Genomic DNA, 24,712 nt, shown 5'->3' with positions numbered 1-24,712 from the left:
GAGTATAGAAGAGCCGAGTCCATATGAATCGCAACTTGGAACGTGTCGGGCATTCGTTTTAACGCCCCTTGAAGGTTTTTTGCCCGATTGCAGGCAATAGATCCGCAAGGCGCCGTTGAAGCCGATCTGCTGACGGACCCCTCTTTCCATATACTTAATGAACGTCAAACCCTCTACTTCGGTAGAGGTTTTTTTGCTGTCCAACATCAAAAAACTCGATTCGCTGCTGACATGAAGTCCTTACAACCTGAAGGAGGGAATATGGCCAATGATGAATCCGGGCGTTGAACAGGTTTTGAAGCTGTCCCGCGAATACAATTTGATCCCCGTCGTAAAAAGGCTGCTTGCCGACATGGAAACCCCGATCCGCATTTTCCAGCGGTACGCCGGGCGCGACTGCGCGTTTTTGCTCGAAAGCGTGGAGGGCGGCAGCAGATGGGCGCGATATTCGTTTATCGGCACCGATCCGTTTATGATGATTTACGGCAAAAAGGGCGAAATTGTGCTGGAGCGCCAAGGGAGCAAGGAAACGATGAAAGGCAGGCCGGTGGAAGAGCTGAAGCAGCTGCTTCGCCGGTACCGCAGCCCGAAGCACGAAGAGCTGCCGCCGTTTACTGGCGGGGCGATCGGATTTTTCGGATACGATCTGCTGCAATATTACGAGAAACTGCCGGCGCATGCGGTGGATGACCTGGGCATGGACGACATCCGGTTTATGTTCTGCGATTCGGTCATCGTATTCGATCACGTGAAACAGCAGATTTTGCTGGTAGGCAACGTGCATGTCAACCCGGGCGACACGGATGAAGACATCCGCCGCAAATACGCGGAGCTCGACGGGAAGCTGGACCGAATCGCGGAGCAGCTGCAAAGCCATGGGCCGCGGGAGAACGTGAACGGTCGTCCGATTCCGGCAGACATCCCGCTGGGCGACATCAAATCGAACATGACCAAGGAGCAATATATGGCAAACGTGGAGCGCGCCCAGGAATATATACGGGCAGGGGACATTTTTCAGGTGGTGCTGTCCCAGCGCTTCCACATCGAAACCGAAGTTTCCCCGCTGCATGTATACCGGGTGCTGCGGACGTTGAATCCGTCGCCTTACATGTACTACTTGAAAATGCATGAGGAGATCATTGTCGGCACGTCGCCGGAAGCGCTGGTCAAGGTCGAAGGCGACCGCGTGGAGACGAGGCCGATTGCGGGGACGCGCCCGCGGGGGAGCGACGAGCACGAAGACGAACGGCTGGCGCAGGAGCTCCTGGCGGACGAGAAGGAACGCGCCGAACATTTGATGCTCGTCGATTTGGGACGCAACGATCTGGGGCGCGTCTCGAAGTTCGGAACGGTCAAATGCGACATGTTCATGGAAATCGAACAGTACTCCCACGTCATGCATATGGTCTCGAACGTTTCCGGCACGCTTCGCGACGATAAGGACTTTTTTGACGCTTTCCTTTCCTGCCTGCCGGCCGGAACCGTCTCCGGCGCTCCGAAACTGCGGGCCATGGAGATCATCGCCGAACTGGAGCGGGAAGCCAGGGGAGCTTATGCGGGAGCGATCGGGTACCTCGGATTTAACGCCAATATGGATTCCTGCATCACGATCCGGACGATCATTTTCCGCAAAGGAAAAGCGTTCGTTCAGGCCGGGGCGGGCATCGTGTGGGATTCGGTGCCCGAGAGGGAGTACGAAGAAACGCTCAACAAGGCGAAAGCCCTGCTGAAGTCGATACGCGTGGCCGAAGCGATGTTCCCGCAGGCCGATCAGGCGATGCCGGAGCAGCTGAATCAGGATTATTTTTATGAATATACGCCATAAACCCGAAGGAGGAGATGAGGTATGAGTACGGGCGGATTTATCCCTGCATGCTTAAACCGGTTGATCGAAGGGCGCGATTTGACGCGCGAGGAAGCGCGGCAGCTGATGTCGTCCATTATGGAAGGCAGCGTGACGCAATCGCAGATCGGCGCGGTGCTGATGGCGCTGCGGATCAAAGGCGAAACGGTCGATGAGATTACGGGCTTCGCGGAAGCGATGCGGAACGTGGCCAGCACGGTCAAGGCGGACAACGAAAAGCTGCTGGACACCTGCGGAACGGGCGGGTCGGGCATCCACAAATTCAATATTTCCACGGCGTCAGCCATCATCTCTTCCGCGGCTTCGGTGCGCGTGGCCAAACACGGAAACCGTTCGGCCTCCGGACGCGCCGGCAGCGCGGACGTGCTCGAAGCGCTCGGGGTGAATATTCATCTGAGCAGCGAGCAGGCGAAACGCTGCCTTGATGAAATCGGCATTTGCTTCTTGTTCGCGCAGCTGTACCATCCGTCCATGAAACATGCGGCGGTGCCGCGGAAGGAGCTTGGGGTCCGGACGGTGTTCAACATGCTGGGGCCGCTGACGAACCCGGCCGGAGCGGATCGGCAGCTGCTCGGGATCTACGACCGCAACCGGACGGAAACGATCGCGGAGGTGCTTCGCGAGCTTGGCTCCAAACGGGCGCTTGTCGTAACCAGCCACGACGGGCTGGACGAAATCAGCATTTCGGCGCCGACCCAGGTCTCGGAGCTGCGGGACGGCGTGGTGCGGACCTACCAAATCCACCCCCACGATCTCGGTCTCGATGTGCATCCGCTGGAGGCCGTTCTGGGCGGGGACGCGTTGCAAAACGCCAGGATCGTCGAGTCCGTGCTTCAAGGCGAACGAAGCCCGTACAGGGACGTTGTGCTCGCCAACGCCGGAGCATGCATTTATGTGGCCGGCCTTGCGGACAGCATCGCCGAAGGCGTTCATGCCGCCGCGAAAGCGATCGATAACGGAAGTGCTTATGCTAAATTGCAGCAATTGATTCAAATGACGGGAGAGCTGAGTTATGTATCTTGATCGAATTGTCGTGACGAAACGGGAGGAAGCAGCCAAGCTGACGGAACGTTTATCGGTAGACCATGCGCTGCAAGCCATTGCGAACATGCCCGCGACCAAAGGTTTTTCGCGGGCGCTGACGGCCGGGAGAAAGCGGGACATGGGGCTCATCGCGGAAGTGAAGAAGGCATCCCCTTCCAAAGGGCTGATCCGCCCCGATTTCGACCCGGTCCGGATCGCGCTTGATTATGAAGAAGCGGGAGCGGACTGCCTGTCGGTCCTGACCGACGAGCCGTATTTTCAGGGCAAAGGGGAGTATTTGCAGGCGGTGCGCGAGGCCGTGAGCCTGCCGCTGCTCCGGAAGGATTTTATCATCGACGAGCTTCAAATTTATGAAGCCCGGCTCCTTGGCGCCGACGCGATCCTGCTGATCGCGGCCATTCTGACGCCGGAACAGATTTCATCGTATATGAGAACGGCGGCCTCCATAGGCCTCGATTCGCTGATCGAGGTGCACAGCGAGGAAGAGATGAAGCAGGTGCTTCGGCTTGGCCTTGCGGACGGCGCGTTGATCGGCATCAATAACCGCAATTTGCATACGTTCGAAACCTCGTTGACAACCACCGAGACGCTGAGCAAGCTGGTACCGGACGGCGTGCCCGTCATCAGCGAAAGCGGCATTTCCGGGGTGAGCGACATGGAGTTCCTGAAGAATACCGGGGCGACAGGCGTTCTTATCGGGGAGTATTTCATGCGCCAGCAGGACGTGCGGGCTGCGGTCCGGGATTTGATGGGCCCCGTTACGGAGGAAGGCGGCGTTTACCGAACATGAACAAAACGATGGTAAAAATTTGTGGACTTCAAAGCGTTGAAGTGCTAAAATCTATGAATAACCTGCCGATCGATTATATCGGCTTCGTATTTGCCAAAAGCCGGCGGCAAGTGACGCCCGGCGCGGCAGCCGAGATGGCCGAAACCGCCAAGGCTTGGGAGGGGTTTCCCGCCCCGCGCACCGTAGGCGTATTCGTCAATCCGGACATGGAGCGGCTTGAGGACGTCATGTCCCGCGTCGCGCTGGACGTAATCCAGCTTCACGGACAGGAAAGCCCAGATTTTTGCCGGGAGGTCAAAAACCGTTTTCAAGCGGAGTTGTTCAAAGTCGTCTCCGTCGAGCCCCAGCACCGATCGGACGGGAATCCGATCCTTATTCAGGACTATGCAGGGGCGGTCGACGCGCTGCTGCTGGATACGTTCGAACCCCAATACGGCGGCGGATCGGGGACCACATTTGCTTGGGATAAAATCCCCGCATATCAAAAATGGACCCGGAAGCAGGGAATTCCGCTGCTGGTGGCAGGGGGGCTGAACGCTTCCAACGTCGCGGGTTTGGTCCGGGATTATGCGCCGGACGGCGTCGACGTATCCAGCGGCGTGGAAACGAACGGAACGAAAGATCTCGAAAAAATTGCAGCTTTTGTGGAAAGGGTGAAGCAGGCATGACTCAATTGCCGGATCAAAATGGACGTTTTGGCGAATTCGGAGGACGGTTCGTTCCGGAAACGCTGATGAATGCACTCATAGAGCTTGAGGAAGCTTATCATCGTTATGCGGAGGATCCTTCCTTCCAGGAGGAGCTTTCCTATCTGTTGAAGCAGTACTCGGGACGGGAAACCCCGCTATATTACGCGGAGCGGCTGAGCAAACATCTGGGCAAGGCCAAAATTTATCTGAAACGCGAGGACCTGAACCATACGGGGGCGCATAAGATCAACAACGCGCTGGCGCAGGGCGTATTGGCAAAACGCATGGGCAAAAACAAGGTGATCGCCGAAACGGGAGCCGGCCAGCACGGGGTGGCCACGGCGACCGTCGCCGCGCTGCTCGGCATGGAATGCAAAGTGTTCATGGGCGAGGAAGATACGAAGCGCCAAGCATTAAACGTATTCCGGATGCAGCTTCTCGGGGCCGAAGTCGTACCGGTGACCTCGGGATCGCGGACGCTGAAGGATGCCGGCAACGAGGCGCTCCGGTATTGGGTGAGCAACGTGGACGACACCTTTTACATTTTGGGTTCCGCCGTCGGGCCGCACCCGTATCCGATGATGGTGCGCAACTTCCAGCGGATCATCGGGGACGAGACGCGCCGCCAGATTTTAGAAGCCGAAGGGCGCCTTCCGGATCATGTCGTCGCGGCCATCGGCGGCGGCAGCAATGCCATCGGCATGTTTTATCCGTTCATCGAGGACAAGGGCGTGGCGCTGATCGGGGTTGAAGCTGCGGGCAAAGGCGTCGAAACCGCTTTTCATGCGGCAACCATGAGCAAAGGGACCAAAGGGGTGTTCCAAGGTTCGATGAGTTACTTGCTCCAGGATTCGTTCGGACAGGTTCAGGAGGCATTTTCGATCTCTGCGGGCCTGGACTATCCGGGCGTCGGACCCGAGCATTCGTATTTGAAGGATATCGAACGGGCCAAATACGTGCCGGTTACGGACCAGGAGGCGCTTGACGCGCTGCAGCTGCTGTGCCGTACCGAAGGAATCATCCCGGCGCTGGAATCCGCGCACGCGATCGCGCAGGTGGTCAAAATGGCGCCAAGCCTCGGCAGCGAAGACCTCGTCGTCATTTGCTTATCCGGGCGCGGGGATAAAGACGTTGAATCCATTATGGCGTACACGGGAGGGAAACAGGCATGAACTTGATCGACCAAACCTTTTCCAGATTAAAGGAAGCGCGGGAGACCGCCTTGATCCCTTTCCTGACCATCGGCGATCCCGATGTGGAGACGTCGGTGGAGATCATCGCCCAATTGGAAGCGGCCGGAGCGGATATCGTCGAGCTGGGCGTCCCTTATTCCGACCCTCTGGCCGACGGACCCGTCATTCAGCGCGCTTCCCAGCGGGCTTTGAAGCATCAGGTCAACATCAGATCCTGCATGGAAGCCGCCGTCAAAGCGCGCAGCGCCGGGGTAAAGCTTCCTTTCATCCTTTTTACGTATTACAATCCCGTGCTGCAGTTCGGCTTGGACCGGTTTTTCGATGAGGTGAAGAAACATGACATCAGCGGTCTGATCATACCGGATCTGCCGGTGGAGGAATCGGCGGAACTGCTTCGCCGTGCGGAAGCCGCGGAGATCCATGTCATCCCGCTCGTGGCGCCGACCTCGAAGGAAAGAATCAAGAGCATCGTGGCGGGGGCCAAAGGGTTCATCTATTGCGTTTCTTCGCTGGGCGTGACGGGGGAACGGTCCAGTTTCTATGAAGGCGTCGAGGAGTTCATCGGCCAGGTCAAAGAATTTACCGACACGCCGGTCGCCATCGGTTTCGGAATCTCGAACAGGGAACAGGCCGAGCGTTTCTCGCGCATCTGCGACGGCGTCGTCGTAGGCAGCGCCATCGTGCGAACCATCGAAGAATCCATCCCCCTTCTGCAAAATGCGGACACTCGCCAAGATGGCCTCTTGCAAATACGCAAGTTTGTGTCACAATTAAAAGCATAAATTTGCTGAAAGTGAGTGGTTATTGTGAGACCTAAATCCCAAATTGGAAATCTTCCCGTGTATCAGCCCGGAAAACCGATCGAAGACGTCAAACGGGAACTCGGCTTGGACGAAGTCGTCAAGCTGGCGTCCAACGAAAACCCGTACGGCGCATCGCCCAAAGCAAAAGAAGCTATCGTGGCCGAGCTTGAACATATCAGCCTTTATCCGGACGGAGGCGCCGTCGAGCTGACTTCCGGCCTTGCGAAGCACCTCGGCGTGAATACCGACCAAATCATTTTCGGCTGCGGCTCCGACGAGATCATCGCATTGATCTCCAGGGCATTTTACGTGCCGGGCGACGAAACGATCATGGCCGACCAAACGTTCTCCGTGTACAAGAGCAACGCGGATATCGAAGGGGCGGTCACCGTTGAAGTGCCGCTCGTGGACGGGAAACATGATTTGGATGCGATGCTGGCCAAGGTCAACGATCGCACGAAAATCATTTGGGTGTGCAACCCGAACAATCCTACCGGCACGCTTCTTTCGGAGCAGGAGGTCACGGCTTTCCTCGAGAAAGTGCCTTCGAACGTCATGGTCGTCCTTGACGAAGCTTATTTCGAGTACGTGACGGATCCTTCTTACCCGAACGGCATCCGATATATCGAAAAGTATCCGAACGTCGTCGTTTTGCGTACGTTCTCCAAAATTTACGGTTTGGCGTCGCTGCGCATCGGATACGGCGTCGCCCAGCCGGAGGTCATTCGTTTGATCAATCAGGTACGCGAACCGTTTAACACGACGCGCGTGGCTCAGGCCGCGGCGAAAGCGGCTTTGAAGGATCAGGATTACATTGCCAAATGCCGTGCGGCGAACCGGGCCGGCATCGAACAGATCCAGGCCGAATTCGACCGCCTTGGACTCGATTATTTCCCGGCTCACGGCAATTTCATCATGGTGGACGTGCGCAAGCCGGCCGGAGAAGTTTTCGAAGCCATGCTCCGCAAGGGCGTGATCATCCGGGCAGGCCACAGCAAATATCCGACCCATATCCGGGTGAGCGTAGGCACTCCAGAACAAAATAAAGCATTTATTCATGCCCTTGAGCAGGTCTTGAACGCGGAAACAGCTCATGTGCAATAGGATGCGAACAATGAAGTGAGGTACCATGACGACGAAAATCGCTATTTTCGGAGTGGGACTGATCGGCGGCTCCCTGGCCCTTTGCTTTAAAGGCAAGCCGGGGATTACCGTCGTGGGCCATGCCCACCGTCCCGCATCCGCGGATAAATATATAAGCCGCGGCGTTGTCGACCAGGCCACGCTGTCGATCGAGGAAGCGGCACTTGATGCCGACTTCATTTTTTTGTGCGTGCCTGTCGGCAATCTCGACGAATACTTGACGAAACTCAGCGCTTTGCCATTAAAAAAAGGCTGCATCATCACCGACGTCGGCAGCACGAAGGCCAGCATCGCGCTTGCCGCCGAGAAACTGGCTCTGGAGGACGTTTATTTCATCGGCGGCCATCCGATGGCCGGCTCGGAACGCTCGGGGGTCGAAGCGGCGACGCCGCTTTTGTTCGAAAACGCCTACTACGTGTTGACGCCGCCGCCGGGTTTGCCTGAAGAAGTGTATGACTCGCTGGTCCACCTTCTCAGCTACACGCGGGCGCAGATCGTAAAAGTCGATCCCGTGGAGCATGACCGCATCGTGGGGGCGATCAGCCATCTTCCGCATGTCATCGCTGTTGCGCTCGTCAACCAGGTGTGCGACTACAACAAGGACAATCCGTTGTACCGGCAGCTTGCGGCCGGCGGATTCCGGGACATTACGCGGATCGCCTCGAGCGATCCGATCATTTGGCGCGACATTTTATTGAATAACCGGGACGTCATGCTGCAGATGCTTTCGGATTGGAACAACGGTATTTCGGCATTCGTCAACCTGCTGAAGCAGGAGGACGGGGAAGGGATCGTACAAGCCTTCGCCAAAGCGAACGACTTCCGGAGCGAGCTCCCGGAGCGCCGCAAAGGAATGATCGCTTCGACGTTCGACCTGTATATCGACGTTCCCGACCATCCGGGCATTATCGGCAAAATCACGACCATCCTCGGGGAAAACCATATCAACCTCAGCAATATCCAAATTATCGAAAGCAGGGAGGATGTGCCGGGCATCATGCGGCTGTCTTTCCGCCAGGAAAGCGATATGGAGCGGGCCAAAGAACTGCTGAACAACACGGATTACAGCATTTCGCTGTAATCCGGCAGAGTGTCGAGAAAGTCCAACGGACTTTTCGACACTCTATTTTTTATATGGGGAATCATATCTTTTAAAATAAAAATCGATTTAAAGCGCTCTGAGAACCCTACTTCAGTGACCGACGAGGCAATTTTAAACCCCCTGCAAAAAAAACAGGGGGTTTCTCGACAGCCTGACGGGGCTGTCCAGAAAGTCAGTGAAAACTGACTTCTGGTCCGCCCATTTTCGTTGAATGCAAAAAATAACACAAAAAAACCGTCTGATCTTGTAAAATGAAAGTTACCAGACAACCATTTTACAGAAGGACGGTTTTTATGCGTAATCAAATGACTACTACAGAACAGTATACCATGCAAATGATACTTCCTCTAGGGGATTTGGAAGAAAAAGCAGTTTCCAAGCGAAGCCTTGCCCCTGCCTTCAAACCCTATGACAACAGACAGGCTCAGATGATTCTTGATCTGGAGATGCGTATCCCTACCCACCATGTGGCGCGTGTGATTGATGAAATGATTGAAGCCATCCCGGATGAGCAATTGTTTGCTCATTACACAGGCGGAGGCCGCAGTTCCTACCATCCCAAAATGATGCTCAAAGTCATCCTTTACGGTTACTCGCAAAAGGTCTACTCTTGTCGCGGGATTGAAAAGCTACTGCAAGAAAACCTCCCGGCTATGTGGCTGGCAGCGATGCAGCAACCCGACTTCCGCACCTTGAACGACTTCCGTGGCGTGCGCATGAAGGCATTTATGGACGAGCTGTTTGAAACGATGATCCGAAAGCTTATCGCAGACAATTACATCACGATGGAGAACTACTTTTTAGACGGCACGAAGATCGAAGCTGATGCTAACAAGTATTCTTTTGTGTGGAAAAAATCCACCCTTCACTTTGAAGAGAAGCTCAAGGAAAAGGTGCAGGCGGCCCTTGCGCATATTCATACGCTCACGCAGCAAGAAGCTGGCGGATACGCGGCGGCAGAACCGGACGAACTCCCTGCAAGACTCGAAAAAGCAGCCGCCATACTGGAAGAAAAGGTGGAGGATTTCACCGAACAAATCGCTCAGGCAAACGACAGCGAAGAACGGAAAGCCTTACGCAAAGAGCGCAGTGCCTTGAAGAAGCCACTGAAACAAATTCGGGAGGACTTTCTTCCTCGGCTCGCCAAGTATGAGCAGCAGAAGGCGTGCTTTGGCGATCGCAATAGCTACTCCAAAACAGATCCGGACGCCACGTTTATGCGTATGAAGGAAGACCACATGAAGAATGGTCAGCTGAAACCGGGTTACAATGTGCAAATGGCGACAGAAAACCAGTTCGTGTTATTTTACAGTATCCACCAGCGCCCCACCGATACGCGCTCTTTCATCCCGCATATGAAGCGATTGGCCGCGTCTTCTTTGCCGATGCCCCAAACGGTGATTGCTGATGCAGGCTATGGTAGCGAAGAGAACTATTTGTATGCGATGGGCGAAGAAAAAGAGTCCCGTTTTGATTTTCTCATTCCTTACGGCAGTTATATGAAAGAGAAAACGCGTCGCTACAAGAAGGACATTCGGCATGCCTCGAACTGGATGTATGAAGAGCGCGATGACCGATTTGTTTGCCCGAATGGCCGGTATGTTCGCTTTAAGAAATACCAAACGAAAAAAAATGCTTCCGGCTTGGAACAAAGCTTTAAGATATATGAATGTGAAGATTGCAGTGATTGTCCATTCAAGGCAAGCTGCACCAAGGCCAAGGGGAACCGCCAGGTACACTGGAATACGATCTGGGAAGAACTAAAAGCAAAGGCCAAAAAAGCCCTTGAGGATGACGAGAAATCCGCGATCTATGCTCGGCGTAAAGTCGAGGTAGAAAGCGTATTCGGTCACATCAAGGGCAATCGGTCGTTCCGGCGGTTCTCCTTGCGAGGGCTGGAGAAGGTTCACACCGAGTTTGGGATTGTGGCTTTGGCCCACAATCTACTGAAGGTGGCAGGCATCCGCCTCGCTACTTTCCTGCAAAAGCGACAGAACAAAAAAAGTTGGACGGAAAACATGACGTTTTTCCGACCAACTTTTTATTTTGGGGACTTATTGGACAGCCCCGGTTTTTTTATTTCTTTTTCTAAGGGCGGAAAAAACGTCTCAAAACGTGATGTACGGTACAATTTTTTCTTTATTTATAGCTTTTGAAATGAAGTTTGAATATAGGGTTGACAAAATGAAAACGGATACATATAATAAAAGTACAGTATGGTTTCTCTCCACTCCTATCCAAATAAATGGTTGTTCCGGAGTGAACAACGGACCGCGAATGATTCGCGGTCTTTTTTTTTGTTTTTCTGCTAACCCGATGATTGTCCAAAGCGTTTTACATATCGTGAGCGGGTGTAGGATTTTTGATCGGTTCGGTCGCGGCGAGGTTAAACGTGGTTTGCTTTTTTGGCCGAAAGCTGTTTCCGAAAAAAATATGTATGTTCTAGTAACATTTTGCGAGGTTGTTCCGTCTATTGATATATTGGAATCATTTTTTATTCGGCAGAATTCCGGTTTCGGCGGGGGAAACGGACAATTTGCGCGCGGCTTTCCTGACGGTTATACTTGAATGTGCTACAATGATAGTGATAGTTTTGTAGAATCGTTGGGGAATTTGCCAATACATAGTGTTTGCGTGTCATGGACCGCCGACAACAAATATCGACCGCAACTTTTCGGATCCTGTTCGGTACTTATATACGACTGAATCGAACGGGGAGGTTTTGTACGGGCGAGGAGGTTACATAAAAATGACGGATTCCCAAATGATTAGGGAAATCAAGAAGGGCAACGTCGAGCTCTTCTCCGAATTAATGCGCCGTTATCAACGGAAAATTTTGGCTTTTGTTTACCATATGCTTCGAAGCTCCCACATGGAGCTCATGGCCGAGGACTTATGCTCCGAGACATTCTATAAGGCATTTCGCAGCCTGCATTCCTTCCGGGAAGTGGATGCATCCTTTTCGACCTGGTTGTATACGATCGCACGGAACACCGTGCTCAGCGAGCTGAGAAAACAAAAGGGCGCCCATGTTCCGATCGAGGAAAGCGGGGTGACGCCCGTTGCGCCGGCGGAGATTGCTCCGGAACAAGCCGTTTTGCGGAATGAGAAGGTGGAGCTTGTGCGCGAGGCCATCAACAATTTGCCGGAGAAACAGCGGTCTGCCTTGATCCTTCGGGAATATGACCAGCTCGACTATCAGGAGATCGCCGATATATTAGGACAAAGCGTCAGTTCGGTCAAATCCTTGCTGTTCAGAGCCCGATCCAGCGTGAAGGTACAGCTGGAACCGTATTTTTATGAGCAAAACTATGAACAATACGAAGGGATGAAAAGCAGATGACTTGCGATGAGGCTCAAGAATTATTCGGGCTGATATCGGATTTGAATGAAAATGATCCCAGATGGCGGCAGCTGGAAATGCACATGACGACCTGCAGCGATTGCGCGGCGGAATTCGATTTGTGGATGGAAAGCCACAGCTACATTTTGGAATTGCAGGAGGAAGCCTCCGAAGAAAAAGCGGAGGAGATCAACCGGAACGTCATGGACCGGATTTACCGGGAATCCCCGTGGCTCATTCCGGACAAGGGCAAGCCGTTTGACGTGCCTGCGGCGACGAGGAAACGGTTGTCGTTATGGATTACCGGCTTCGTGATGGTGTTCCTGTGCAGCGCGCTTTATTTCCTGCTTATGGATAAGCCGCATCCGAAGGAAACCGCCGACGCCGCGACGGGCATATTGCCGACGGGGATTGCCGGCAGCGCGGAATTAAGCCGTTTCAGCTACAATATTCCGGCAACGAACAGCGGGATCATCGAACCGTTTGTCGTCAGCATGGGACCGACGCATCCGCAATATTGGATGATTTTATCGTTGCTGGGCGTTGCGATGGCCCTGCTGTCGCTGCGGCGGCTGAGCCAAATGCGCAAATAAAGCGTTTGGATGCGCGAGAAGGCCGCGCGAAATCCGGAATATGCCTTTTCGCAGCCCTGAAGCAGCAGCGAGGCATTGGCGGACGGCGCGAGCGCCGAACGGATTTTCCCGCTTTTCCGCTTATAACATTTATACCGCTCGTTTTTCTTCATGCCAAAGAATAACTTGGACTTTCGTTCGGGTTATTTTTTTTGTTTTTGCCGAATAAAAATTGTAATAATTCCCATAATGGTAGTAAAACGGCGAGGCGATCAGAGATGAATTTAGCGGATATGCTGACATATGCCGACATCGGCCAGTTGACGACCATTGCGGAGCATTACGAATGCGAGTGCAAGCGGAATTCCAAACATGAACTGATCCAGAGCATTTTGGTTATGCTAAACCGTAGGGAATTTATCGAGCAGCAGGTCAGCAGCAGTTCGGCAAAAGATTTGCGTTTTCTCAACACCCTTTTGTTTGACGGCCGCGGCTCCTACAGCCTGGAAGAACTGCTGGCCATCATCGGGCAAACCGCTTTTGATGCCGATCCTTCGGACAAGCAGCAGAAGGCGGAAAGTCCGCGCGAAGCCATCGCCAGGTATAAGCGATGCGGGTGGCTGTTCAACGGCACGACCCAAAGCACGAGATTTCTGTTTCAGATGCCGAACGATTTAAAGGAACGGTTCAGGCAGGAACTCGGCGCCATGCTTCGCAACCGGGTCAGGCGGTCCGGAGAACCCGGTGCCTACCGTGAGGAACAAAACTTGTATGCGGAGGATCTGCTGTTATTTTTGCGGTATGTCCGCGATCAGGAAATCGAGCTTAACCAGGAAGCGGCCATGTATCGCCGCCAGCAGCAGCAGGTCATGGACATGCTTCACGTAAGCGAACCTTTGGTCACGAAAGGCGGGTGGCGTTTCGGATACGGAAGATCATTCACCTCTTACCCAAGCCGGTTTGCTTTGCTGTACGATTTTGCATTCTATCAGGAGTACATTGCCGAAGAGGGAGGGCGCTTGCGCTTAACCCCGAAGGGAACGGAAATGATAGACGGCGGAATGAAAGAAAGCATGGTGCAAATTTTCCGTTTCTGGTTAAGGCTATATAAACAAGCGATCCCCAACCTGACTTCCCTGGTTTACTGGACAAGCGAATGCGCCAAGGAATGGGTGACCGTCTCATCGCTGCATCAGGCGATCGGCTGGTTGATCAAACCTTATTACTACGACACCGCGGAATCGATTCTCAATGAGCGGATTTTGAAGATGATGCTTCATTTGGGACTGCTGCGGATCGGAGAAAGCCAAGAGCAAGGAGCCGTGGTCCAGATGACCGCTTGGGGACTGAAACTTGCGGGGAAAAGCTTCGTTTTAGGCGGAGGGAATGCTTCTTTCGTCCATTGACAAAAGCTTGTAAAAGTTGTTAAAATCACTCCCAAAGTTAGGAGTGATGAGAAATGTTATTGCGTTACGGTCAGCATATGCCGAAGCTGCAGCCTTCCGTTTACGTGGCCGAAGGTGCCAAAATCATCGGGGACGTTCAGATCGGAGCGGACTCGAGCGTATGGTTCAATGCCGTTCTCAGAGGCGACATGGCGCCGATCGTGATCGGTGAGCGATGCAACATTCAAGACGGAACCGTCGGACATGTGAATACGGGTGAGCCGCTCATCGTCGCTGACGACGTATCCGTTGGACATTCCGCCATCATTCACGGATGTACGATAGGTAAAGGTACATTAATCGGCATGGGGGCCATTGTACTGAACGGTGCCGAAATTGGAGAATATGCTTTAATAGGTGCAGGCAGTCTCGTTACTGAAAACAAAAAAATCCCACCCTATACGCTATCCCTCGGTTCTCCAGCAAGAGTGGTCCGCGAATTGACGGAAGCGGATTTGCAGCGAATGTACCGCACGACTCAAAACTATGTGGAGAAGGGGAAAGAGTATAGGATGTTCTAAACAATGTTTGGAGGTGCATCCTATGGATAAAATGAAAGCTACGTATGAAGTCATGTTGGGGCTTGCTGCTGAAATGGTATGGGACGAAGCGTTGCGCAAACATCGGAGCGAGGAGCTCTATCGCGAAATCGATCGGGCGCTGGCTACCGGAGACGAATCGGCTTTCCGTAATCTAACGGATGAACTGAGGTTGTTGAATTAAACCGAGCGCATGATATTCGATCTATGCGATCGGCGTGGAAGGCAAGTTGGTTCCACCCTAAAAGCCCGTCACAAAAAGAAATGCAGGCAGCTTTCCGTTCGGGAACGCAGGACGTTTACCCGAGCGGAGAGACCGGCGTTTCTTTTTTTCTTCAGCCGAGGCATAATATGAAATATAATGGAGAAAAATGAGGGAAGGGTGAAACGAATGAAATTCAGCGAAGTGGACGAGTCGTCATGGGGGGAACTGCAGCCCTATTTTGACACTTGTCTCATTCCCTATACGGGATTGACCGGGAACGAAAGCCCGGTCGAAGCCACGGCAGCCCTTGAACGTCTAAGGGATTTCATGGACCTGGTCGAAATTCCGTTTAAGGGAAGAATGATTACATATCCTGCATTCCAATACGGACTGCAGCGGGAAATGTCGCTTTTGAACGAAGTGTGCCGCAACGTGAAACAGGCGGGCTTCAAACATGTCGTCATCATGTCGGCGGACTGCAGCCTCCCGGCAAGCGATCTGCCGGAAGCCGATTTGATCTTGGCGCGACCAGCGATAGAAGCCGAGAGCGGGAAAGAATTGGCCGGTATCGTGCAGGGAGAAATTCATAAATTATGGAATTCCGGAACCGAAATGTAATTGTGACAGAAATTCAACAATTTAATTGGTTAATTCTTCAACTGTAGAATAAAAAGATCTGGTTATTCTTGACGGTCTTATAAGGCTAATATATTATTATTATGTCCTAGTAAGTCGTGTGATGATAATCATTGAAAGCACTTAAAGAATTGGTTGACAAAGGGGGTTGAAGACATTATGAGCAACCAAAATGACCACCATGAACCATCTGAGAAACCACCCGGGCGTAAAGAAATGTCCCGTCGACAATTTCTTGCTTATACTTTAGGTGGTGCAACCGCATTTATGGCAATGAGCCCAGTGCTCCCGATGGTGCGGTTTGCAGTTGATCCGATTCTGCATAAAAAAGGTGAAGGCGAATTCATTAAGGTCGTGGAAGAAAGCAAAATTACGGACGAGCCTCAGGAATTCTCTTTTGAACTCCAACAGCAGGATGGATGGTACGCGAGCAAGGCTACATTGACGGCCTGGATCCGTAAGGATGAGCAAGGGAAAATCTATGCGCTGTCCCCGATCTGTAAGCACCTGGGGTGCACGGTCGGCTGGAACAACGACAAAAATTTCCCTGACGAGTATCACTGCCCATGCCATGGCGCACGTTACAACAAACTCGGCAAGAACTTGGCTGTAGCGCCTAAACCACTCGATACGTATAAACTGAAATTGCAGGACGGTTGGGTGTATTTGGGGCAAGTAGAGCCAAATACTGAAGTGAAATAGGAGGCGTAGATTCGGATGTTTAAGAGTGTCTACAACTGGATTGATGAACGTCTTGATGTCACGCCGATTTGGAGAGACGTTGCTGACCACGAAGTGCCTGAGCATGTTAACCCGGCGCATCATTTCTCCGCATTCGTATACTGCTTTGGCGGATTGACGTTTTTTATCACGGTCATTCAAATCCTGTCAGGGATGTTCCTGACCATGTATTATGTACCGGACATCATTAACGCGTACAACAGCGTCGAGTACCTGCAAACGCAGGTGGCGTTCGGCCAAATCGTGCGCGGTATGCACCACTGGGGCGCGAGCCTTGTTATCGTCATGATGTTCTTACATACTATGCGCGTGTTCTTCACGGGTTCTTACAAAGCGCCGCGTGAAATGAACTGGGTCGTTGGTATGCTTCTGTTCTTTGTTATGCTGGGTCTGGGCCTTACCGGTTACCTGCTTCCTTGGGATAACAAAGCTTACTTCGCTACGAAGGTTACGCTCGAAATCGCGAATTCCGTTCCTTGGCTCGGGCCAATCATCAAGGAATTCCTGCAGGGCGGTACCATCGTAGGCGCGGAAACGCTGACACGGTTCTTCGCGCTTCATGTATTCTTCCTCCCGGCCGTATTGCTCGTACTGATGGTGGGACATTTCATCATGATCCGCAGACAGGGCATTTCCGGTCCACTATAATAAGAAGGGAGGAATATCGATGGCACACGGGAAAAATTCGAAAGAAAAAGTTGTGTACGTAGGAGACTCCCGCGTTAAAAAGGGCGCAGGGTTCGTCACTCCTCCGGACTACACCGCGTATCCGGGCAAATCGGAAGCGTTCATCCCTAACTTTCTGCTGAAAGAATGGATGGTCGGCGTTGTCGTGCTTGTCGGATTCTTGGTACTTACCATCGCAGAGCCTGCTCCGCTGTGGTTCCCGGCGAATCCAAGCGCTTCGATCATTCCGATGCCGGACTGGTACTTCTTGTTCCTGTATCAGTACTTGAAGATGCCATACGCATCCGGCGATTACATCGTGCTCGGAACGATTGGCGTGACGGGCGTTGCCTTCGGTTCGCTGCTGCTTGCTCCGTTCCTTGATACGGGCAAAGAGCGCCGCTTCTATCGCAGACCGATCGCTTCGTCGCTTATGATTCTTTCTTTGATTGCGTGCGTATACCTGACGAACAGCGCCTGGACTCATTACAAAGCCGAGCTGGCTGAAACGGGCCAAGTCCCTGAAAACATCCAGCGCGAAGAAAAAGCGGCAGAAAACAGAGCCAAAGGCCTTCCAACGACAAGCGGCAATCAACAACAAGAAATTGCGATCGTCGATAAAGAAAATCCGGCGATGGAATCCTTCAAAAAAGCGGGCTGCATTTCTTGCCACGCTGCCGATTTGAAGGGTGCCAGCGGACCATCGCTGCGTGGCGTCGGCGACAAACATGATAAAGCAGCCATCCTCAAAATCATCAAAGAAGGTTACGAAGGCAAAATGCCGGCGATGTACGACAGTGCAATCGCGGCAGGCCTGACGGACAAAGACATTGACAATTTGGCGGATTGGCTCTCCAAACAAAAGGCTGAAGCAAAATAAGCCGAAATATGTGATCCAAAAACCTGATCGTGAAAGCGGTCAGGTTTTTTTGGAAAAAAACGGCGAAAGGAGGACCGCCAGTTGTCTGTTTCGTTTTTTTGGAGCCGCGCTTTTTTAACCAACCGGGTGATTTTATGGCTGCTGTTTTGGTGCAATTTGATCGGAACCGTATACGGGTACATATGGTATGGAGACCAGATCGAATTTACGTTGGCCCACAACGCGTTATGGCAGGTTATTTTTGTCCCTGACAGCCCGACGGCAAGCCTCTTTTTTACGATCAGCGTGTTGTTTCTTTTGTATCCGCCGAAGTCGTCCTTTTTCGCAGGTTTCAGGCTTTTGATGGAATCGCTGGCCGTTGTGACCTCCGTCAAATACGGGGTATGGGCGGTGAGCATCATTTTTGCCGGGGCTGCCCAAGGGGATCAGTTGGTGTGGCAGGATTGGATGCTGGTTGCATCCCATTTGATCATGGCCATCGAAGCGCTGCTGTTCGTGCGGTTTTTTCGTTTTGGCGCGATCATGCTTATTCCGGCCGCAGCCTGGACGTTTCTTAACGATATCGTGGATTATACGTTTGGCGTCTACCCGTGGCTTCCCCGAGTTTTGGAGGACGATCTGCAAGGAGTTCAGAGCTTTACGCTCGGGCTTACGCTGTTCAGCGTTTTGCTCGCCTGGCTCGTGCTCCGTCTTGGCAAACGCAATTCTACATAGCTTGTTCTACCCGCATCCCTTCTGCCATACATTTACGGTAGGAGGGATGTCCTATGCTGCGGAGCATACCGTTAAAGCCCAAAACCCGATGGTTCATCCTATGGCTCCTGGCCGTTGTGCTGTCATTGCAGCCGGTTATCGCGCATGGCCGCTCGGCTGACGACCAGGCTCCCGCAGGGCCGGAGGACGCTGCCCGGCAGGCGGCTCGCTTAAGCCAGGTGGCGGAGCAAATGTACAACCATGTCCTTCAAGGCGACATTAACCAGGTCGGCAGGGAATTGCAGGAGGTGAACGCGATCTTCGAGTCCTCTTCTTTTCAAAAGCTGACCAGCGTGGAGGGGATTCATGCCCTGTCCGAAAGCATCATCGAAATGAAAGAAGCGGTTGCGCGGGTCCACCTCGACAAGAAGCAGTGGCTTACGGCATCGGCCAAGCTTAGAATGGCTGCCGACAGTCTGAACAACCCCAAACAGCCGATATGGATGCAATATTACAAGGTGATCCGCGAGGAACTGAGCCAGATGAGGGCAGGATTGGGCAAAGGCGACGTATTGGCCGCCAAACAGGCATACGACCGTCTTCAGGAGCATTACGAGCTGATCCGTCCGGCGGTCACGATCCAGCGTACGCCCTCGGACGTGGCGATGGTGGATTCCTGGATTTCGTACATGGGAGGTTTGGTGAATGTCGTCCAGCCCAAACCCGCCGAAATCGAAAGCATGATCGGGCAGGGCGAGGAAATGTTCAACGGGCTGTTCGGCAAGAAAAAAGATCATCCGGCGTTGGCGCCGCTTGATCAAGTCGATGGTTCGTGGCCGTGGATGTTTTGGGGAGGGGCTTTTATTGCCGCCATTCTCGCTTATACCGCATACCGAAAATACAAAGGCGAAAAAAACAGCTTTAAAAAGGTGACGCCAAGGACGTAATGCTTCAAAAAGCTCCCTGAACAGCGAGTTCGACAGGAGCTTTTTTTGTTTTGCAGGGCATGCAACCAAACGCAAGCGGAAGCAGCAGGCTTTTGGTGCTATTTACGCTTACAGCCGATGAGTCGCCGGGGTTTGCCGGCGCCAATTCGTCAGGTCTCTTTGAACCCTTCGCCAAGCACGTCATGGACGTCATTGATAATGACAAACGCGCGGGGGTCGATCGATTTGACGATTCCGTTCAGCCTCCGGATTTCGTGTCTTGCGACTACGCAATAGGCCATATGCTTCGCCTGTTTCGAATAAGCCCCGATGGCCGGAATCAGCGTTACCCCGCGCTCCATTTCGGCCGTGATTTTGTCGGCGATTTCCGGCGCATGGTCGCTGATGATGGTAAAGGCTTTGGCGGCATATGCCCCTTCTTGAATGAAATCGATCACCTTGGACGATATGAACACGGCGACAAGCGTGTATAATATTCGTTCTCTGGGGATAAAGAAAAGGGAAGCGCCGATAATGATGATATCGATTCCTAAAATGACCTGGCCCATGCTCCAGCCGAACTTGCGGTTGCAGATCCGGGCCACGATGTCCGAGCCGCCCGTCGTCCCGCCGAACCGGAACACGATGCCGAGCCCCGCGCCTAACGTGACGCCGGCGTACAGGGAAGCGAGAATGTAGTCCCGTTCGGTTTGGAACGGGGTGATCCAACCCCAGCCTATCATTTTTTCGAACACCCATAAAAAGAACGTGAGCGCGGCGATGCCGACGCCGGTATAGATCATTTGCCTGCCGCCCAACACTTTGAGTCCGATCAGGAACAGCGGAATGTTCAGCACCAGCGTCGAAAGCGCGGGCGGTACGGCGAAGGCGTAATTGAGCAGGACGGTGACGCCCGTAACCCCGCCTTCCATCAGCTGGTTCGGAATGATGAAATACAGCAGCCCAAAAGCATACACGGCGGTCCCGAGGATGATCGGCAGGACCATTTTCATGGGAGACAACCATTTCGATAATGTCATGAAACCCCTCGCATTAACCAAAAGTAGGAAGAACAAGCTCTTCGCTCCAACCATAGTATACCTTTTTCCAGACGATTTAAAAAAGATTTGTGTTCATTTCGGCTTTGCGATAACATATGGAGTAAACTGATACCTTGTCTAATCGGGGTGAAAAATGCAGATTTAAGGGGGATGGTCCATCCGAAATGGAAAAGACACTGGCTGAAATGCAAAAGGAAGTCGACCGGTATATCTCCCAGTTCAAAGAAGGATATTTCAGTCCTTTGTCCATGCTGGCGCGGATGTCGGAAGAGGTGGGCGAACTGGCTCGCGAGGTAAACCACCGCTTCGGGGAAAAGCCGAAAAAAGCCACGGAGGAGGAAAACTCCATCGAGCTTGAGCTTGGCGACATTTTGTTCATCACGATCTGTTTCGCCAACTCTCTCGGCATTGACCTGACGGAGGCGCATGACAAGGTCATGCATAAATTTAATACGCGGGACGCAAACCGTTGGACGAAAAAGGACACCGAATAAGCCCGTCATACATATGCTGTACAATAGCCTGTAATAACAGGGGGGAGTACGGCAGGATGAAATCCGAACAATTCGTTCGAAATGCTTACCAGTGCATTTTGCAAAATGATTTCGAAGGGGCTCTTCAGTGGTTTGAGGCAGCTGCTGCGGAGAATCCGGCGTCCGCTGAAATTCGTTACCGGTGCTCTGTGACCTATGCGCGAAGCGGAAAAATCGACAAAGCGCTCGAACATGCACAAAAGGCCTGCGAGCTGGAACCGGATAAAGCGGAATACGCCCTCAATCTTCAGCATCTGCAATCGATGCGAATCGTGCAGGATGCCAAAAAGGTGCTCGACTCGGGCGATATGGCACCCGCCAGCGAACTGTATCAAACGGTGTCCGTGCTGAAGGAAGCCGTACGCCTTGACCCGCTCTACGCGGAGGCGTACATTTGGCTTGCCGTGGCTTACAGCCAGCTTAACGAGCATGCGCTTGCGATCGCTTCATTAAAAGAAGCCATGGCTCTGCAGCCGCAGGATGACGGACTGCAAAGCATGCTTGACCAGTTCAAAAGCCGATTGAGCACCTATTTGCACGATTCCACTACGTAGCAAAGAAAAAAGCGGGGGGAAAAGCGCATGTCAAATCGAATCAAAGTTGCAGTCGCCGGGGCTGCCGGAAGAATGGGAAAAGAGGTCGTCAAGCTGGTTCTTGAGGATCCGGATTTGGAGCTGGCGGCAGCGGTCAACCGCTCCCAGCAAGGCACCGATGCCGGAACCCTGGTCGGTCTGCCGGCCTGCGGGGTCCAAGTGACAAACGATCTGGAGTTAGCGTTGGTAGAAACGAAGCCGGATGTCCTCGTTGATTTCACGACACCGCAATTTGCTTATGCCAATACGGCACTTGCGGTTGCTCACGGCGTTCGTCCGGTCATCGGGACAACCGGGTTCACCCCGGAGCAAATCGAAGAGTTGGACAAGCAGTGCCAGAGCAAAGGCATCGGCGGCTTGATCGCGCCGAACTTTTCGGTAGGCGCCATTTTGATGATGAAATTCGCCGCGCAAGCGGCGAAATACTTCCCGCATCTGGAAATTATCGAGTACCACGGGGACCAGAAATTGGACGCTCCGTCCGGGACCGCAGTGAAAACGGCCGAATTGATCGCCCAGAACCGCGAAGAAATCCGCCAGGGAAATCCGAAAGAGGAAGAGACGATTGACGGAGCCCGCGGCGGTTATTATAACGGCTTCCGGATCCACAGCGTCCGGCTGCCGGGCGTGTTCGCGCAGCAGGAAGTGATTTTCGGGGGCTTCGGCCAAACCCTGAAAATCCGTCATGATTCCTATGAACGGGCAGGTTATATGCCTGGGGTGAAAATGGCGATCGAAAAGGTTATGGGTTATACCGGCATGGTTTACGGATTTGATCATTTTATAGAGTAGCTTCCGAAGGAGTGGGACAGGATGAAAATCGCATTTATCGCACACGACCGCAAAAAGGACGAAATGGTCAATTTTGTGACGGCCTATGAAAATGTATTTGAAGGACATGAGCTGTACTCCACCGGGACGACCGGCAAACGGATCATGGAGAACACCAATCTGAAAATCCACCGTTTTATGTCGGGGCCGCTCGGCGGCGACCAGCAGATCGGGGCGCTTGTCGCCCAAAACGAAATGGATTTGATCATTTTCCTTCGCGATCCGCTGATGGCTCAGCCGCATGAACCGGATATCAACGCTTTGCTGCGCCTTTGCGACGTGCAGGGCATTCCGCTCGGAACGAATATCGCGACGGCGGAAATTTTGGTGAAAGCACTGGACCGCGGCGATTTCGCATGGCGCGAGCTGGTACATAAATACAAGCCGGGTGTTGAGGAATGAGCGACAGGCTGGACATTCTGGTTTTCGGCGCTCATGCGGACGACGCTGAAATCGGCATGGGCGGCACGATCATCAAGCATGTGGACGCCGGTTACCGCGTGGGCATCTGCGACTTGACTTATGCCGAGATGTCTTCCAACGGCACCGTGGAGCGGCGCCGGCAGGAAGCCGATGCGGCAGCAGGCGTGCTTGGGCTGGCGATGCGGAGCAACCTGGGATTGCCGGATCGGGGGTTATTCGCCACTCCGGAGCACGTGCGCCGGATTACCGAGGAAATACGACGTTACGCTCCCCGGATCGTGTTCGCGCCTTATTGGGAAGACCGGCATCCGGATCACGTCGCTTGCAGCCGGCTGGTTGAGGAGGCGGTTTTTAACGCGAAACTCCGCCGCTATATGCCCGAGATGCCTGCCGTGCAGGTAGATCAGCTGTATTTTTACTTTATAAATGATATGGGCCGGACGGACGTCATGGTGGACATTACCGCCGAGCAGGAGAGAAAAGAACAAGCGCTTCTATGCTACCGTTCGCAGTTCGAGAGCGGGCTTGGCGAAGAGGATGCCGTTTCGACCCCGCTCAATCAAGGTTATATCGAACGCGTCCGTTCCCGGGACAAGCTGACCGGCCAGCGCAGGCTTATTCCGTATGCGGAAGGTTTCGCGGCGCGGTCGCCGTTCCTCGTGGACAAATTCATGTAGAGATGCCTTTCAATCAAAGTCAGGACTGATCTTCAGCCATGTTGCGGGGGGTCAGTTCTGACTATTTCACGCTTTAGGAACATACGGGTTCATATACTTCTCTTCATAAGGGAGGCAGGCAGAATTGAGTCAACCATTAAAAATAGGAATCACGTGTTACCCTTCCCTTGGCGGTTCCGGGGTCGTTGCCACCGAACTCGGGAAGCTTTTGGCCGAAAAAGGGCATCAGGTCCATTTTATCGCGAACAGCATACCGTTTCGGCTGGGAGGCACGTTTCACAAAAACATTTTTTATCATGAGGTGGAGGTCAGCGATTATTACGTATTCCGCTATCCGCCGTACGAAATGTCGCTGGCGACGAAAATGGCGCAGGTTGCCAAAATGCAGCAGCTGGACGTTTTGCACGTCCATTATGCCGTTCCGCATGCCGTTTGCGCATTCCTGGCCAAACAGATGGTGGGGGATCAATTGAAAGTCGTTACGACGCTCCATGGCACGGACATTACCGTTTTGGCCCAGGACGAGTCGCTTAAGGACCTGATCCGCCTGGCCATCAACGAAAGTGATGCGGTAACGGCCGTTTCCCGGGATTTGATCCAAGAGACGCGCGAGGTCCTCGACATCAGCCGGGACATCGACCTGACCTATAACTTTGTCGACAAACGGATATATTATCCGCGGGACATCAGCTCGCTGCGCGGAGACTACGCGGAACCGCACGAAAAAATATTGATGCATATTTCCAATTTCCGGCCCGTTAAACGGGTGGGGGATGTCGTGGACATTTTTGCGAAGGTCCAAGAGAAAGTGCCTTCCAAGCTGCTGCTCGTCGGGGAAGGTCCGGACCTGCCGAAGGTTCAATGCAAAATCCGGGAGCTCGGCCTCGAGGAAAAAGTGTTGTTCTTAGGTAAACAGGACGACATCGCGCAAGTGATTTCCCTGGCGGACGTGCTGCTGCTCCCGTCGGAAAAGGAAAGCTTCGGCTTGGTCGCGCTGGAGGCGATGGCTTGCGGCGTGCCGACGATCGGTTCGATTGCCGGCGGCATTCCGGAGCTAGTCGTCCATGGCGAAACCGGATTTCTGGCGCCGATCGGCGACACGAAGCGCATGGCGGATTACGCCGTTCAGCTGTTGTCCAACGATGCGCTTGCAGCCACGTTCAAGGAGGCCTGCGTCAAAAGGGCATGCGAACAGTTCTGCGACGGGCTGATTACCCAGCAGTACGAGAAAATTTATTACCGCGTTCTTGGGCGCGAGGTTCCGGAGCTCGATTCGGTGTGCGGCTGATCCGGCTTCGGACGAGAGGCAGGGAGGAACGA

The 24,712-nt window shown here is 53.2% G+C and carries 28 protein-coding genes; 27 read left to right on the top strand and 1 reads right to left on the bottom strand.

The window, feature by feature from the left end:
- The first annotated feature begins 268 nt into the window (after positions 1-268).
- The 21 genes from trpE to NYE48_RS17245 all read left to right on the top strand — a co-directional run bounded on the left by trpE (position 269) and on the right by NYE48_RS17245 (position 19,295).
- Entirely contained in the window at positions 269-1,825 is a 1,557-nt protein-coding gene (trpE, locus tag NYE48_RS17345; protein WP_340999570.1) for an anthranilate synthase component I, read from the top strand.
- 21 nt (positions 1,826-1,846) lie between these two features.
- Positions 1,847-2,887 carry an anthranilate phosphoribosyltransferase gene (trpD, locus tag NYE48_RS17340; RefSeq protein ID WP_212946814.1) on the top strand — a complete coding sequence of 347 codons (1,041 nt, stop codon included), beginning with the start codon at positions 1,847-1,849 and terminating at the stop codon, positions 2,885-2,887.
- Complete coding sequence (gene trpC, locus NYE48_RS17335; RefSeq protein WP_340999569.1) at positions 2,877-3,698, top strand: indole-3-glycerol phosphate synthase TrpC; 822 nt, start codon at positions 2,877-2,879, stop codon at positions 3,696-3,698. The genes trpD and trpC overlap by 11 nt, the downstream gene beginning before the upstream one ends.
- Positions 3,695-4,366 (top strand): phosphoribosylanthranilate isomerase, encoded by a 672-nt coding sequence (locus tag NYE48_RS17330; protein ID WP_212946812.1) that lies wholly within the window; start codon positions 3,695-3,697, stop codon positions 4,364-4,366. Before trpC ends, NYE48_RS17330 begins: the two co-directional genes overlap by 4 nt.
- Positions 4,363-5,559 (top strand): tryptophan synthase subunit beta, encoded by a 1,197-nt coding sequence (gene trpB / locus NYE48_RS17325; RefSeq protein ID WP_339324326.1) that lies wholly within the window; start codon positions 4,363-4,365, stop codon positions 5,557-5,559. Before NYE48_RS17330 ends, trpB begins: the two co-directional genes overlap by 4 nt.
- Positions 5,556-6,362, top strand: coding sequence for a tryptophan synthase subunit alpha (gene trpA, locus NYE48_RS17320; protein ID WP_212946809.1), 807 nt, complete (start codon positions 5,556-5,558; stop codon positions 6,360-6,362). The genes trpB and trpA overlap by 4 nt, the downstream gene beginning before the upstream one ends.
- 24 nt (positions 6,363-6,386) lie before the next feature.
- The gene (gene hisC, locus NYE48_RS17315) at positions 6,387-7,487 is read left to right on the top strand and encodes a histidinol-phosphate transaminase (protein ID WP_340999568.1); all 1,101 of its coding nucleotides are present in this window, start codon (positions 6,387-6,389) and stop codon (positions 7,485-7,487) included.
- Positions 7,488-7,512: 25 nt separating this feature from the next.
- Positions 7,513-8,607, top strand: coding sequence for a prephenate dehydrogenase (locus NYE48_RS17310; protein ID WP_036710042.1), 1,095 nt, complete (start codon positions 7,513-7,515; stop codon positions 8,605-8,607).
- A 314-nt stretch (positions 8,608-8,921) separates the two neighbouring features.
- A complete protein-coding gene (locus tag NYE48_RS17305) occupies positions 8,922-10,784 on the top strand; it encodes an IS1182 family transposase (RefSeq protein ID WP_340999567.1) in 1,863 nt (620 codons plus the stop codon).
- Positions 10,785-10,812: 28 nt separating this feature from the next.
- A complete protein-coding gene (locus NYE48_RS17300; protein WP_340999566.1) occupies positions 10,813-11,196 on the top strand; it encodes a hypothetical protein in 384 nt (127 codons plus the stop codon).
- Between the two features lie 181 nt (positions 11,197-11,377).
- The gene (locus NYE48_RS17295) at positions 11,378-11,971 is read left to right on the top strand and encodes an RNA polymerase sigma factor (RefSeq protein ID WP_036710045.1); all 594 of its coding nucleotides are present in this window, start codon (positions 11,378-11,380) and stop codon (positions 11,969-11,971) included.
- A complete protein-coding gene (locus NYE48_RS17290) occupies positions 11,968-12,564 on the top strand; it encodes an anti-sigma factor (RefSeq protein ID WP_339324329.1) in 597 nt (198 codons plus the stop codon). Before NYE48_RS17295 ends, NYE48_RS17290 begins: the two co-directional genes overlap by 4 nt.
- Positions 12,565-12,821: 257 nt before the next feature.
- Entirely contained in the window at positions 12,822-13,949 is a 1,128-nt protein-coding gene (locus tag NYE48_RS17285; RefSeq protein WP_340999565.1) for a hypothetical protein, read from the top strand.
- Between the two features lie 53 nt (positions 13,950-14,002).
- Complete coding sequence (locus NYE48_RS17280; protein WP_036710049.1) at positions 14,003-14,509, top strand: gamma carbonic anhydrase family protein; 507 nt, start codon at positions 14,003-14,005, stop codon at positions 14,507-14,509.
- Positions 14,510-14,531: 22 nt separating this feature from the next.
- On the top strand, positions 14,532-14,711 hold the full coding sequence (locus tag NYE48_RS17275) for an IDEAL domain-containing protein (protein WP_036710053.1): 180 nt from the start codon (positions 14,532-14,534) through the stop codon (positions 14,709-14,711).
- Positions 14,712-14,918: 207 nt separating this feature from the next.
- Complete coding sequence (locus NYE48_RS17270; protein ID WP_036710058.1) at positions 14,919-15,350, top strand: DUF2487 family protein; 432 nt, start codon at positions 14,919-14,921, stop codon at positions 15,348-15,350.
- 177 nt (positions 15,351-15,527) lie between these two features.
- Complete coding sequence (locus tag NYE48_RS17265; RefSeq protein ID WP_340999563.1) at positions 15,528-16,070, top strand: ubiquinol-cytochrome c reductase iron-sulfur subunit; 543 nt, start codon at positions 15,528-15,530, stop codon at positions 16,068-16,070.
- 15 nt (positions 16,071-16,085) lie between these two features.
- Positions 16,086-16,757, top strand: a complete 672-nt coding sequence (gene qcrB, locus NYE48_RS17260) for a menaquinol-cytochrome c reductase cytochrome b subunit (RefSeq protein WP_212946792.1) — start codon at positions 16,086-16,088, stop codon at positions 16,755-16,757.
- Between the two features lie 19 nt (positions 16,758-16,776).
- Positions 16,777-17,655, top strand: a complete 879-nt coding sequence (locus tag NYE48_RS17255) for a menaquinol-cytochrome c reductase cytochrome b/c subunit (RefSeq protein ID WP_036710063.1) — start codon at positions 16,777-16,779, stop codon at positions 17,653-17,655.
- 81 nt (positions 17,656-17,736) lie between these two features.
- Positions 17,737-18,369, top strand: a complete 633-nt coding sequence (locus NYE48_RS17250; RefSeq protein ID WP_036710068.1) for a DUF1405 domain-containing protein — start codon at positions 17,737-17,739, stop codon at positions 18,367-18,369.
- A 53-nt stretch (positions 18,370-18,422) separates the two neighbouring features.
- Positions 18,423-19,295, top strand: a complete 873-nt coding sequence (locus tag NYE48_RS17245) for a sporulation protein YpjB (protein WP_340999562.1) — start codon at positions 18,423-18,425, stop codon at positions 19,293-19,295.
- A gap of 149 nt (positions 19,296-19,444) precedes the next feature.
- Here the strand turns inward: NYE48_RS17245 and NYE48_RS17240 are convergent, their stop codons facing one another.
- Positions 19,445-20,314: a YitT family protein gene (locus NYE48_RS17240; RefSeq protein ID WP_036710076.1), complete on the bottom strand. Its 870-nt coding sequence runs from the start codon at positions 20,312-20,314 to the stop codon at positions 19,445-19,447.
- Positions 20,315-20,499: 185 nt separating this feature from the next.
- On the opposite strand from NYE48_RS17240, the gene NYE48_RS17235 reads away from it, so the two are divergent.
- The 6 genes from NYE48_RS17235 (at position 20,500) to bshA (ending at position 24,680) form a co-directional block, all read left to right on the top strand.
- Positions 20,500-20,829, top strand: coding sequence for a nucleotide pyrophosphohydrolase (locus NYE48_RS17235; protein ID WP_212946789.1), 330 nt, complete (start codon positions 20,500-20,502; stop codon positions 20,827-20,829).
- Between the two features lie 56 nt (positions 20,830-20,885).
- On the top strand, positions 20,886-21,422 hold the full coding sequence (locus tag NYE48_RS17230; RefSeq protein WP_036710083.1) for a tetratricopeptide repeat protein: 537 nt from the start codon (positions 20,886-20,888) through the stop codon (positions 21,420-21,422).
- A gap of 27 nt (positions 21,423-21,449) precedes the next feature.
- Complete coding sequence (dapB, locus tag NYE48_RS17225) at positions 21,450-22,253, top strand: 4-hydroxy-tetrahydrodipicolinate reductase (RefSeq protein WP_036710086.1); 804 nt, start codon at positions 21,450-21,452, stop codon at positions 22,251-22,253.
- A 21-nt stretch (positions 22,254-22,274) separates the two neighbouring features.
- A complete protein-coding gene (mgsA, locus tag NYE48_RS17220; protein WP_036710090.1) occupies positions 22,275-22,694 on the top strand; it encodes a methylglyoxal synthase in 420 nt (139 codons plus the stop codon).
- Complete coding sequence (gene bshB1 / locus NYE48_RS17215; protein WP_212946787.1) at positions 22,691-23,392, top strand: bacillithiol biosynthesis deacetylase BshB1; 702 nt, start codon at positions 22,691-22,693, stop codon at positions 23,390-23,392. Before mgsA ends, bshB1 begins: the two co-directional genes overlap by 4 nt.
- A gap of 124 nt (positions 23,393-23,516) precedes the next feature.
- Positions 23,517-24,680, top strand: a complete 1,164-nt coding sequence (bshA, locus tag NYE48_RS17210) for an N-acetyl-alpha-D-glucosaminyl L-malate synthase BshA (RefSeq protein ID WP_212946783.1) — start codon at positions 23,517-23,519, stop codon at positions 24,678-24,680.
- Positions 24,681-24,712 lie beyond the last annotated feature (32 nt).

The organism is Paenibacillus sp. FSL M7-1455, from assembly GCF_038004655.1.
GTDB lineage: Bacteria > Bacillota > Bacilli > Paenibacillales > Paenibacillaceae > Paenibacillus_AQ > Paenibacillus_AQ cookii.
Note: the sequence above shows the minus strand (reverse complement) of the source record. Positions and strands in the feature narration are given on the sequence as shown.